This is a genomic window from Agromyces molybdatiresistens (assembly GCF_052748445.2).
The window spans coordinates 3,329,402-3,341,204 of sequence record NZ_CM188258.1; the positions used below are offsets into that span (position 1 = coordinate 3,329,402).

Below are 11,803 nucleotides of genomic sequence, written 5' to 3' on the forward strand. Positions count from 1 at the left end.
GAGCACGGATGATCCTCTCCCTCGTGGCGTTCGCCGCGGTGGCCCTGGTCACGCCGTTCGCCGCAGGGGTCATGGGTCGCCGCATCTTCCCGGTCATCGCGCTCGTGCCGACGGCCGTGTTCGCATGGCTCCTGACGCTCGTGCCGGCCGTCGCGGGCGGCGAGGTCCTCGTCGAGCGCATCGAGTGGATCCGCGCCCTCGACATCGCGCTCTCGTTCCGCCTCGACCCGCTCTCCCTGCTGCTCGCGCTCGTCGTGACCGGCATCGGCGCGCTCGTCCTGCTCTACTGCACGTGGTACTTCCGCGACGACGAGCCGTCGCTCAACCGCTTCGCGGCGCTGCTCCTCGGGTTCGCGGGCGTGATGCTCGGCCTCGTCACCTCCGACGACGTGTTCGTGCTGTTCACGTTCTGGGAGGCCACGAGCGTGCTCTCCTACCTGCTGATCGGGCACGACGCGGCCAGGCGCGAGGCGCGCGGCGCCGCGCTGCAGGCGCTCACCGTGACCACCTTCGGCGGGCTCTCGATGCTCGTGGGACTCGTCGTGCTCACGGTCGCGGGCGGCACGACCTCGCTCCACGAGCTCGTCGCCGATCCCGTGACGGGCGTCGCCGCAGAGGTCGGCGTCGCGCTCGTGCTCGTCGGCGCGATCTCCAAGAGCGCCCTCGTGCCGTTCCACTTCTGGCTCCCCGCCGCGATGGCGGCCCCGACGCCCGTGTCCGCGTACCTCCACGCGGCCGCGATGGTGAAGGCGGGCGTGTACCTCGTCGCCGTGCTCGCGCCCGGGTACGCCGAGCTGGCGGTGTGGCATCCGATCGTGATCGGCATCGGCGGCTTCACGATGCTGGTGGGCGGATGGCGCGCGCTCCGGCAGACCGACCTCAAGCTCGTGCTCGCCTACGGCACGGTGAGCCAGCTCGGCTTCCTGATCCTCGTCGTCGGCCAGGGCACGCGCGACGCGGCGCTCGCGGGCACGGCGCTGCTGCTCGCGCACGCGCTGTTCAAGGCCGCCCTGTTCCTCACGATCGGCATCGTCGACCACGCCGCGGGCACGCGCGACAAGCGCAGGCTGTCGGGCCTCGGGCGGCGGATGCCGTGGCTCGCGGCGTTCGCGACGGTCGCGGCGGCGTCGATGGCGGGGCTGCCGCCGCTCCTCGGCTTCGTGGCCAAGGAGGCCGTGTTCACCGCGCAGCTCGAGGCCGCGGCATCCGGCGAACCCGGCTCGGCCTGGGCCGGGGTCGCGCTCGCGGCCGCGGTGATCGGTTCGATGCTCACCTTCGCCTACAGCTGGCGCTTCGTCTCCGGCGCGTTCGGGTCGCGCCCCGGCGCCGAGCCGACGCCGCTGCACCGGGAGCCCGCGCTCATGTCGTTCGCCCCGGGGGTCCTCGCCGCCGCCTCGCTCGCGACCGCGTTCGCGCTGCCGCTCATCGAACCGCTGCTCGACGCCTACGCGGCGACGCTGCCGGGGCCGACCGAGTACCACCTCGCGCTCTGGCACGGACTCGAGCCGGCCCTCGCGATCTCGGCGCTGGTCATCGGGGTCGGCGTGCTGCTCGTCTGGCGGCGCGAGGCCGTCGGCCGCGCGCAGGCCGCCGTGCCCGACACGATCGACGCCGAGCGCGGGTACCTCCGCGTCGTGGGGGCCGTCGACCGGGGCGCCGCGCGCGTGACGACCCTGATCCAGTCGGGCGGCCTCCCCGGCTACCTCGCCGTGATCGTCGCGGTGTTCATCCTGGGCCTCGGCGGCGCGGCCGCGGCGAACGGCACGTGGCCCGAGGGCATCCGCCTCGCCGACGGTCCGTCGCAGCCCGTGATCGGCCTCGCCATGGTCCTCGCCGCCTCGGCCGCGGTCGTCATCCGGCAGCGCCTGACCGCGGTGCTCCTCGTCGGCGCGACCGGCTACGGCCTGGTGCTCATCTTCGGCATGGGCGGCGCGCCCGACCTCGCGCTCACGCAGGCGCTCGTCGAGACCCTCACGATCGTCGTCGTGGTGCTCGTGCTCCGCCGCCTGCCGCGCCGCGTGACCGGGCGACGCGCCGTCGTCCGCGCGCCGCTGCGCGTCGCGCTCGGCGCGCTCGCCGGCATCGTGATGGCCGTGGTCGGCATCGTCGCGCTCGGCGCCCGCATGCGGCCGAGCATCGCCGAGGGCATCCCCGCCCTCGCCGAGGAGGCGCACGCGAAGAACCTCGTGAACGCCCTGCTCGTCGACATCCGCGCGTGGGACACGCTCGGCGAGATCTCGGTGCTCGTCGCCGTCGCGACGGGCGTCGCGAGCCTCATCTTCGTGTCCGGTCGCATGGGCGGCGCGCCACGGCTGGCCGACGTCGACCGCCGCGAGCGCTTCCTGCCCGTGCCCGAGCAGGCGGACAGCATCCGCGCCGCGCGACGCCGGCTCGCCGACGTCGAGCACGAGACGGATGCCGCGGCCGAGGCGGCCGCCACCCGCCAGACCTGGCTGCTGGCCGGCCGCACGCTCTCGCCGCGCAACCGCTCGATCCTCATCGAGGTGCTCGTCCGCCTGCTCTTCCACCCGGCCATCGTGGTCTCGGTCTACCTCCTGTTCGTCGGGCACAACGCACCGGGCGGCGGCTTCGCGGGCGGCCTCCTCGCGGGCCTCGCGCTCGTCGCGCGCTACCTCGCGGGCGGACGCTACGAGCTCGGCGAGGCCGCGCCGATCGATGCGGGGCTGCTGCTCGGCACGGGCCTGCTCGTGGCCGCCGGCACCGCGGCATCCTCGCTCGTCTTCGGCCTCACCGTGTTCGAGTCGACCTGGTTCGAGACCGAGGTGCCCGTGCTCGGCACGCTCTCGATCGGCACGTCGACCCTCTTCGACATCGGCGTGTACCTCGTGGTGGTGGGCCTCGTGCTCGACATCCTCCGCACCCTCGGCGCCGAGATCGACCGCCAGATCGACGAGGCCGGCCCCGACGCCGTGCCCGCCGACCCCGCGGAGGTGCGCGCATGACCGCATCGCTCACGCTCGTGATCGTCGCCGCCGTGCTCTTCGGCACGGGCATCACCGTCATGCTGGAGCGGAGCCTCACGCGCGTGCTCATCGGCTTCCTGCTCGTCGGCAACGGCGTGAACCTGTTCATGTTCCTGATGGGCGGGATGACCGGGCTCGCACCGATCCTCGGCGAGGGCGTCGACGAGGACGCGATCTCCGACCCGCTGCCGCAGGCCTTCGTGCTCACCGCGATCGTGATCAACCTCGGCATCACCGCGTTCATGCTCGCGCTCATCTACCGCAGCTGGTGGCTCGCACAGCTCGGCGAGCGCGGCGACCTCATCGTCGACGAGGACGAGATGGCCGAGGACGCCGAGGAGACCGCGGACCTGTACCGCAGCTCCGAGGAGGACGACCGGGCCGTGCAGGCCGTGCTCGAGGCGAGCGACGAGGACGGGGGCCGCGGATGACCGACGCGCTCGTTCCCCTGATGGTGCTGCTGCCGCTCATCGGCGCCGCCGTGGCGCTCATGCTCGGCCGCCGCTTCCGCGCGCAGATGCTCGTGTCGACCCTCGTGCTCGCCGCGGTCGCGGCGATCGCCGCGGTGCTCCTCGCGCGCGTCGACGAGTCGGGCTCGGGGATCGCGGTCGCGGTCGGCGGGTGGGCACCGCCGTTCGGCATCATGCTCGTCGTCGACCGGCTCTCGGCGATCATGATCATCATCTCGTCGCTGATGCTGCTCGGCGTCCTCGTGTACGCCGTCGGCCAGGGCATCGCCGACCAGCACCGCGAGACGCCGGTGTCGATCTTCCACCCGACCTACCTGATCCTCTCGGCGGGCGTGTTCAACGCGTTCATCGCGGGCGACCTGTTCAACCTCTACGTCGGCTTCGAGATCCTGCTGTCGGCGAGCTACGTGCTGCTGACGCTCGGCGGAACGGGCGAGCGCATCCGGGCGGGCGTGACGTACATCATCGTGAGCCTCGTGTCGTCGCTGTTCTTCCTCAGTGCGATCGCCCTCGTCTACGGTGCGACGGGCACCGCGAACATCGCGCAGCTCTCGGTGCGCCTCGCGGAACTCCCGCAGGACATCCAGCTGATCCTGCACCTGCTGCTGCTCATCGCGTTCGGCATCAAGGCCGCGGTCTTCCCGCTGTCGTTCTGGCTGCCGGACTCGTACCCGACCGCGCCCGCGCCGGTCACGGCGGTGTTCGCGGGCCTGCTCACGAAGGTCGGCGTCTACGCCATCATCCGCACCGAGACGGTCCTGTTCACCGAATCCGACCTGTCGATACTGTTCCTCGTGATCGGGGGGCTGACCCTCGCGATCGGCATCCTCGGCGCGCTGACGCAGGCCGACATCAAGCGCCTGCTCTCGTTCACGCTCGTGAGCCACATCGGCTACATGATCTTCGGCATCGGGCTCGCGAGCGTGGCGGGCCTCGCGGCGACGATCTACTACGTCATCCACCACATCAGCGTGCAGACGACGCTGTTCCTCACGACCGGGCTCATCGAGCGCTTCGGCGGCTCGACGTCGATCACGCGCCTGGGCGGGCTGCGGCGCGCCTCGCCCATGCTGGCGGTGCTGTTCTTCGTGCCGGCGATGAACCTCGGCGGCATCCCGCCGTTCTCGGGCTTCCTCGGCAAGGTGGGCCTGTTCGTGTCCGGGGCGGATGCCGCGGGCGGCGCGACCCCGTCGACCGAGACGCTCGGCACGTCCTCCCCCGGCCCCGACTGGCTGATCTGGACGGTCGTCGCGATCGGCGCCGCGACCTCGCTCGTCACGCTCTACGCCCTGGCGCGGTTCTGGAACCTCGCGTTCTGGCGGCCGAAGGCCGAGCTCGAGGGGTACCGTTCGCGGCTCATCGACTCGGTGCAGGAGGCGCCTGGCGCGACCGTCATCGCGACGCGCACCACGCCCGTGCTCATGCTCGCGGCGACGTCCGCGCTCGTCGTGCTCACGATCGCGCTCACCGTCTTCGCCGGCCCGCTGTTCGACCTGTCGAGCCGTGCGGCCGAGAACCTGCGCGATGCGAGCGTGTACGTCTCGCTCGTGTTCCCGGGGGGTGTGCGATGACGGATGCCACGGATCGACCGCCCGCTCCGCCGGTTCCCGACCCCCCGGTCCCGGCCTCCGCCGCCGACCTGACCCGCTGGCAGGCGGTGTGGCGGCAGCTGCCGCTGCTCGCGGGCCTCGTCGCCCTCTGGGTCTTCCTCTGGGACCACGTCGACGTGCTCACCGTGACGACCGGAGTCGTGCTCGCGGTCGCGGTGACGCGGGCGTTCTACCTACCGCCCGTGCTGCTCAGCGGACGGTTCAACCCGTGGCGCGGACTGGTGCTCGGGCTCTGGATGATGTGCGACGTCGCCGTCGCCTCCGTCCAGGTCGCGACGCGTGCGGTCTGGCCGGGCTGGAAGCCCATGAACGCGATCATCGCCGTGCAGCTGCTCACGCGCTCCGATCTGGTCACCACGCTCACGGCCGAGGCGATCACGGTCGTGCCGGGCACCGTCGTCGTCGACATCGATCGGGAGCGCGGACTGCTGTACCTGCACGCGCTCGGCACGCGGACCGAGGCCGACATCGACGAGGCCCGCCGGCACGTGCTCGCGACCGAGGAGCGCATCGTGCTCGCGATCGGCACGCACGAGCAGGCGCAGGCGGTCCGGGCGGCTCGACGGCATCGGCGCGAGACCGGCCACCCGATCACCGCCGTCCGGCCCGACCCCGGGGAGCTCGCCGAACGGGAGGACGACGCATGAGCGCGCTCGACGTGATGGGGCTCGCCGCGGGCGTGATGTTCGGCGTCGGCGCGATCGCCGCGATCGTGCGCATCGTCCTCGGACCGACCATCCTGGACCGCGCGCTCGCGACCGACGTGCTGCTCGCGATCGCGATGTGCGGCCTCGCCGCCGAGATGGCGGTCAACCGCCACACCGACACGCTCGTGGTGCTGCTCGTGCTCGCGCTGTTCGCGATCGTCGGCTCGATCGCGATCGCGCGCTTCATCGGGAAGGAGGACGAATCGTGAACCTCGCCGAGATCGGCATCGGCGGCCTCATCCTGCTGAGCGCCTTCCTCTCGATGGCCGCCGGCGTCGGCGCGCTGCGCTTCCCCGACGTGCTCACGCGACTCCACGCCGCGACCAAGCCGCAGGTGCTCGGCCTCGCCGTCGTGCTCCTCGCGATCGTCCTCCGCGTCCCCGCGTGGGGCGTGGTGACGACGGTCGTCCTCATCATGACCTTCCAGCTGCTCACCCAGCCGATGACCGCGCACATGCTCGGCCGCGCGGCCTACCGCACCGACGCGCTGCGTCGCGACCTGCTCATCGAGGACGACCTGGGCCGCGACATCGCCGAGCACGAGGACGCGCGCGACCGCGACGACGACCCGGCGCGCTGAACGTGCCATCGGGCACGCGCCCGCTCAGCCGCGGCCGGTGAACTGCGGCGTGCGCTTCTCCTGGAACGCGGCGAACCCCTCGCGGTAGTCGTCGGTGTCGCAGAGCGCGGCCTGGGCGCGGTTCTCGTCCGACATCGACGCCCAGAGCCCGTGCCGGTGATCGCGCAGGTCGGCGACGAGCCGCTTCGAGGCGATGAAGGCCTGGGTGGGCCCGGATGCCGCGTCCCGCGCCGCGGCGCGCGCGGCCGCGAGCACGTCGTCGGCGGGGAGCACCCGCGAGAAGAGCCCGGCGGCGACGGCCTCGTCGCCCGACATGAGGCGGCCGGTCACGATGAGGTCCATCGTGCGGTGCGCGCCGAGGCGCTCGACGAAGAGCGCGTGCCCGCCGGAGTCGAGGGTCGCGCCGAGGTTCTTGAACGGCGAGCCGATCTTCGCGGTGTCGGCGACGTACACGATGTCGCTCGCGATGAGGAGGCCGAGGCCCACGCCGAGGCACGCGCCGTGGGCGACGGCGAACGTCGGCGCCGGGAAGCGCGCCATCCGCTTCAGCAACGGCTCGACGCGCCCGCCGAGGTAGCCGAGCACGTCGTCGTCCCTCGGGTCGACGCCGGTGATGTCCCGGCCGGCGCAGAACGCCCGACCCTCGCCGCGCAGCACGAGCGCGCGCACGCCGGCGTACTCGGCGTTGTCGTAGGCGTCGCCGAGCTCGGCGAGCGCCTGCTCGTCCAGCGCGTTGAGCTTGCCCGGTGCGTTCAGCGTGACCTCGGCCACGTCGTCGTGGATCTCGAGCTCGATCATTTCGGTCCTCTCCTCATCGAGTGCGCGAATACGCGACGAGCGCGCAGGCTCCGAGGTGCGCACTCGTCGCGATACTGCGCACTCGGGGGCAACCCTCTGCCCCGGTCCTACACGTCGTAGTCGACCACGACGCGGTCGGAGGTCGCGTGCGACTGGCAGGTGAGCACGTATCCGCGCTCCAGCTCCTCGGGCTCGAGCGCGTAGTTCTCGGTCATGTTGACGCTCCCGTCGACCAGGCGGGCCCGGCAGGTGCCGCACACGCCGCCCGCGCACGCGAACGGCACGTCGGAGCGCACGCGGAGCGCCGCGTTGAGGATCGACTCGTTCGCGCTGACCGGGCTGTCCACCGTCGACGAGAGGCCGTCGAGCGTGAACTCGATCGCGACCGTGGGCTCGCCGCGTTCGACCGTGACGGGTCGGCCGTGCCGGGGCTCGGTCGCGCGGTCGGCGTCGGTCGTGAAGAGCTCGTAGCGCACCCGGCCTGCCGGCACGTCGCGCGCCTCGAGCGTGTCGCGCGCGAGCTGCACGAGCTCGAAGGGCCCGCACAGGAACCACTCGTCGACCGTCGCCGGCGGGATGAGGGCGTCGAGCATGCGCTCGAGCTTCTCGGCGTCGATGCGGCCGGAGAGCAGCGGCGCGGTGCGCTGCTCGCGCGAGAGCACGTGGTGCAGCGCGAGCCGGGACGGGTAGCGGTCCTTCAGCTCGGCGAGCTCCTCGAGGAACATCACGTCGCGCGTCGACCGGTTCGTGTAAACGAGCGTGAAGCGCGCGTCGTCGGACCGGGCGAGCACGGTGTGCGCGAGCGCCATGAGCGGCGTGATGCCCGAGCCGGCGGCGATGCCGACGACGTGCTTGCCGTCGAGCGAGTCGAGCCCCGACGTGAACGTGCCCTGCGGGCTCATGACGTCGATGCGGTCGCCCGCCGCGAGCTCGGTGTTCGCCCACGTCGAGAAGCGCCCGCCGAGGTCGCGCTTGATCGCGACCGAGACGCTGCCGCGCACCGGCGGCCGGCAGATCGAGTACGACCGGCGCAGCTCGTGGCCGTCGAAGTCGCGGCGCAGCGCGACGTACTGGCCGGGCAGGTACGCGTAGTCGTCGGCGAGCTCGTCGGGCACCGCGAAGGTCACCTCGACGGCGTCGTCGGTGAGCGGGCGCACCTCGGCGACCTCGAGCGAGTGGAAGCGCGCGCGCCGCCGCTTCGGGGCGGTGTCGCCGCCGACCGCGCTCGCGAGGAACGCGTCGGCGATCGCGGCATCCGTCTCGAGCGCGCCGACGGCGGCACCGGTGGTCGGGGCCCCCGTGGAGCCCAGATTGATCGCGGCCATCAGAGCACCTTGAAGTAGTCGAAGGGCTCGAGGCAGTCGCGGCACTCGTAGAGCGCCTTGCACGAGGTCGAGCCGAAGCGGGCGAGTTCGCGGGTGTTCAGGGAGTCGCAGCGCGGGCACTTGACCGCCATCTGCAGGCGGATCGGCCCGGCATCGCGCACTGGCGCGTGGCCCGAGGGCGCCTGGATGCCGTACGTGCGGAGCTTCTCCTTGCCGGACTCGCTCATCCAGTCGGTCGTCCACGCGGGCGAGAGCACCATCCGCACGTCGACCTCGTCGTACCCGGCGTGCGTGAGTGCGAGCACGACGTCGTCCCGCATGGCGTCCATCGCGGGGCATCCGCTGTAGGTCGGGGTGAGCTCGACGTGCACGCCGGCGTCGTCGACGGCCACGGAGCGCAGCACCCCGAGGTCCTCGATGGTGAGCACGGGCACCTCGGGGTCGGTCACGGTCGCTGCGACGTCCCACGCGGCGCGCGAGGCGGGGTCGGACGGCACGGGGCGTGCGACGGATGCCGCGGCATCCGCTTCGCCCGTCGTGCCGGTCCGCACGTCGGCGGCGGTCACCACGACGCTCCCGGGTGCGCGCGGGCGAGGACCTGCATCTCGGCGAGCATCGGACCGAGGTGCTCGGTGTGCTTGCCCTCACGTCCGCCGCCGGACGCGACGAACGCGAGCCGCCCCTCGGGCCGGGCGAGCTCGGCCTCGGCGAAGACCTGGTCGACGACGGCGTCGAACGCCGGCCGGAGCGAGGACGGCAGGACGGCGACGCCGTCGGCGGCGAGCCGCTCGACGAGCGCGTCGTCGTGGAACAGCTCGTCGACGTACGGCCACGTCTGCTCGACCGCGCGGAGCATGCGGCGGCGCGACTCGTCGGTGCCGCCCGCGAGGCGCAGGGTCCACTGCGCGGCGTGGTCGCGGTGGTAGTCGACCTCCTTGGAGGCCTTCGCCGCGACCGCGGCGAGCGTGGCATCCGTCGACTGCTCGAGCCGACGGTACAGCTCGACGAGGTACGTCGACACGAACAGCTGCCGGGCGATGGTGTGCGCGAAGTCGCCGTTGGGCTGCTCGAAGAGCCAGGCGTTGCGGAAGTCGGGCTCGTCGCGGAAGTAGGCGAGGTCGTCCTCGCTGCGGCCGTCGTGCGTGCCGGCGTAGTGCAGCAGCGAGCGCGCGTGGCCGAGCAGGTCGAGGGCGATGTTCCCGAGCGCGACGTCCTCCTCGAGCTCGGGCGCGCGGCTGATCCAGTCGCCGAGCCGCTGGCTGAGCACGAGCGCGTCGTCGCCGAGGCGCAGCGCGTACTCGGCGACGTCGGCGGATGCCGCGTGGCCGGCGCCGGCCGACTCGCCGGCGTACTCCTCGGCGAGCGCGACGCGGTCGACGGTGACGTCGCCGTGGGGATCGAGGTCGGCCGCGCCGTGGGGATCGAGGTCGCTCACAGGTGCTTCACCCCTTCGGACTTCGTGTAGTACACCGCGTGCCGGTAGTTCTTGCCCGCGGGGCTCTCGAAGAACGCGCCCTTCGCGTCGGGATCGCTCGTCGTGACCGCGTCGGCGGGCACGACCCAGATCGAGACGCCCTCGTTGCGGCGCGTGTAGAGGTCGCGCGCGTTGCGGACGGCCATGTCGGCGTCGGGCGCGTGCAGCGACCCCACGTGCACGTGGCTCAGTCCGCGGTTCGCGCGGACGAAGACCTCCCAGAGGGGCCAGGCCTCGGTGCCGGTCTCACCCGGGGTGCTCATCACGCCACCGCCTTCTGCTTCAGTGCCTGCTTGCGGGCGTACTCGGCGGCTGCCTCGCGGACCCACGCGCCCTCCTCGTGGGCCTCGCGCCGGCGGCGCAGCCGCTCGGCGTTGGCGGGACCGCGGCCGGCGAGGACCTCGTGGAACTCGGTCCAGTCGATCTCGCTCATGTCGTAGCGCTGCTCGGCCTCGTTCCACTTCAGGTTCGGGTCGGGCAGGGTCACGCCCATGACCTCGGCCTGGGGCACGAGCATGCCGACGAAGCGCTGGCGCAGGTCGTCGTTGGAGAAGCGCTTGATGTTCCACGCCATCGACTGGGCCGAGTTCGGCGACTGGTCGTCGGGCGGCCCGAACATCATCAGGCTCGGCCAGTACCAGCGGTTCACGGCGTCCTGCGCCATCTCGCGCTGCGCCTCGGTGCCCTGCATGAGCTCGAGCAGGATCTCGAAGCCCTGGCGCTGGTGGAACGACTCCTCCTTGCAGATGCGCACCATGGCGCGGCCGTACGGGCCGTAGGAGGCACGGCAGAGCGGCACCTGGTTGCAGATCGCGGCGCCGTCGACGAGCCATCCGATGGCCCCCATGTCGGCCCACGTCGGGGTCGTGTAGTTGAAGATCGAGGAGTAGCGCGCCTTGCCCTCGATGAGCTGCTGCGTCATCTCCTCGCGCCCGATGCCGAGCGTCTGCGCAGCGGAGTAGAGGTAGAGACCGTGGCCGGCCTCGTCCTGCACCTTGGCCATGAGGATGGCCTTGCGCTTGAGGCTCGGCGCCCGCGAGATCCAGTTGGACTCGGGCTGCATGCCGATGATCTCGGAGTGCGCGTGCTGGCTGATCTGCCGGATGAGCGTCTTGCGGTACGCCTCGGGCATCCAGTCGCGCGGCTCGATGCGCGAGTCCTGGGCGATGAGGTCGTCGAAGCGGGCCTGCGCGGCCTGGTCTTCGACCACGCTCAGGTCAGCGGGTGCGGTCATCGTCGACTCCAATGCTCTCGGGACCGGTGCGGTTCGCGGTGCCGGGACCACTTTACCAACCGATCGTTCAGTTAGTATATGCTGAGGTCCAGCGTCGCGGCAACGACTCCCGCGACGACTCCCCCCGCACTCGATGAGGAGCAGCGCATGACGGATGTCGCGACCGGACGCCACGACGCGGGCGGAGCCACTGACGAGCAGGCGGATGCCGCGGCATCCGACCGCCTCAACCGCGCGATGATGCAGCGCGACCTCGCCTCGGCGATGCTCGGCATGGTCGTCGAGCGCGACGATCCCGGTCACGCCGTCGTGTCGATGCGCGTCCGCGAGGACATGACCAACGGGTTCGCCATCACCCACGGCGGGCTCGTCTTCACGCTGGCCGACACGGCCTTCGCGATCGCCTGCAACGAGGACCACCGGGTCACCGTCGCCGCGGGCGCCGACATCACCTTCCTGAAGTCCACGGTCGCGGGGCAGACGCTCACCGCGACCGCCGTGCGCCGCACCCGCAGCGGCCGCACGGGCCTCTACGACGTGACGGTCGTCGACGAGCAGGGCGACGCGGTCGCCGAGTTCCGCGGCCGCTCGATCTCCACCAACCGCACCATCTGACCCCCG

The 11,803-nt window shown here is 72.1% G+C and carries 13 protein-coding genes; 7 read left to right on the forward strand and 6 right to left on the reverse strand.

What is annotated here, in order from left to right; translation table 11 throughout:
• The first annotated feature begins 8 nt into the window (after positions 1-8).
• The 6 genes from ACULK2_RS15355 to mnhG are packed head-to-tail and all read left to right on the forward strand — an operon-like array spanning position 9 to position 6,351.
• On the forward strand, positions 9-2,963 hold the full coding sequence (locus ACULK2_RS15355; protein WP_445969926.1) for a Na+/H+ antiporter subunit A: 2,955 nt from the start codon (positions 9-11) through the stop codon (positions 2,961-2,963).
• The gene (locus ACULK2_RS15360) at positions 2,960-3,415 is read left to right on the forward strand and encodes an NADH-quinone oxidoreductase subunit K (RefSeq protein ID WP_445969927.1); all 456 of its coding nucleotides are present in this window, start codon (positions 2,960-2,962) and stop codon (positions 3,413-3,415) included. The genes ACULK2_RS15355 and ACULK2_RS15360 overlap by 4 nt, the downstream gene beginning before the upstream one ends.
• Positions 3,412-5,025 carry a Na+/H+ antiporter subunit D gene (locus ACULK2_RS15365; protein WP_445969928.1) on the forward strand — a complete coding sequence of 538 codons (1,614 nt, stop codon included), beginning with the start codon at positions 3,412-3,414 and terminating at the stop codon, positions 5,023-5,025. The genes ACULK2_RS15360 and ACULK2_RS15365 overlap by 4 nt, the downstream gene beginning before the upstream one ends.
• On the forward strand, positions 5,022-5,711 hold the full coding sequence (locus ACULK2_RS15370) for a Na+/H+ antiporter subunit E (RefSeq protein WP_445969929.1): 690 nt from the start codon (positions 5,022-5,024) through the stop codon (positions 5,709-5,711). Before ACULK2_RS15365 ends, ACULK2_RS15370 begins: the two co-directional genes overlap by 4 nt.
• Positions 5,708-5,980 carry an MrpF/PhaF family protein gene (locus tag ACULK2_RS15375; RefSeq protein ID WP_445969930.1) on the forward strand — a complete coding sequence of 91 codons (273 nt, stop codon included), beginning with the start codon at positions 5,708-5,710 and terminating at the stop codon, positions 5,978-5,980. The genes ACULK2_RS15370 and ACULK2_RS15375 overlap by 4 nt, the downstream gene beginning before the upstream one ends.
• Positions 5,977-6,351, forward strand: a complete 375-nt coding sequence (gene mnhG / locus ACULK2_RS15380; protein WP_445969931.1) for a monovalent cation/H(+) antiporter subunit G — start codon at positions 5,977-5,979, stop codon at positions 6,349-6,351. Before ACULK2_RS15375 ends, mnhG begins: the two co-directional genes overlap by 4 nt.
• 24 nt (positions 6,352-6,375) lie before the next feature.
• Here mnhG and ACULK2_RS15385 read toward each other — a convergent pair whose 3' ends face one another.
• The 6 genes from ACULK2_RS15385 to paaA form a co-directional block, all read right to left on the reverse strand.
• A complete protein-coding gene (locus tag ACULK2_RS15385) occupies positions 6,376-7,149 on the reverse strand; it encodes an enoyl-CoA hydratase/isomerase family protein (protein WP_445969932.1) in 774 nt (257 codons plus the stop codon).
• 107 nt (positions 7,150-7,256) lie between these two features.
• Complete coding sequence (gene paaE / locus ACULK2_RS15390; RefSeq protein WP_445969933.1) at positions 7,257-8,474, reverse strand: 1,2-phenylacetyl-CoA epoxidase subunit PaaE; 1,218 nt, start codon at positions 8,472-8,474, stop codon at positions 7,257-7,259.
• Positions 8,474-8,971, reverse strand: a complete 498-nt coding sequence (gene paaD / locus ACULK2_RS15395) for a 1,2-phenylacetyl-CoA epoxidase subunit PaaD (RefSeq protein WP_445969994.1) — start codon at positions 8,969-8,971, stop codon at positions 8,474-8,476. The genes paaE and paaD overlap by 1 nt, the downstream gene beginning before the upstream one ends.
• A 65-nt stretch (positions 8,972-9,036) precedes the next feature.
• On the reverse strand, positions 9,037-9,909 hold the full coding sequence (gene paaC / locus ACULK2_RS15400; protein ID WP_445969934.1) for a 1,2-phenylacetyl-CoA epoxidase subunit PaaC: 873 nt from the start codon (positions 9,907-9,909) through the stop codon (positions 9,037-9,039).
• On the reverse strand, positions 9,906-10,211 hold the full coding sequence (paaB, locus tag ACULK2_RS15405; RefSeq protein ID WP_067948099.1) for a 1,2-phenylacetyl-CoA epoxidase subunit PaaB: 306 nt from the start codon (positions 10,209-10,211) through the stop codon (positions 9,906-9,908). The genes paaC and paaB overlap by 4 nt, the downstream gene beginning before the upstream one ends.
• Positions 10,211-11,182 (reverse strand): 1,2-phenylacetyl-CoA epoxidase subunit PaaA, encoded by a 972-nt coding sequence (gene paaA / locus ACULK2_RS15410; RefSeq protein WP_445969935.1) that lies wholly within the window; start codon positions 11,180-11,182, stop codon positions 10,211-10,213. The genes paaB and paaA overlap by 1 nt, the downstream gene beginning before the upstream one ends.
• 147 nt (positions 11,183-11,329) lie before the next feature.
• Between paaA and paaI the strand changes: the two genes are divergently transcribed.
• Positions 11,330-11,797: a hydroxyphenylacetyl-CoA thioesterase PaaI gene (paaI, locus tag ACULK2_RS15415; RefSeq protein WP_445969936.1), complete on the forward strand. Its 468-nt coding sequence runs from the start codon at positions 11,330-11,332 to the stop codon at positions 11,795-11,797.
• The last annotated feature ends 6 nt before the right edge of the window (positions 11,798-11,803 follow it).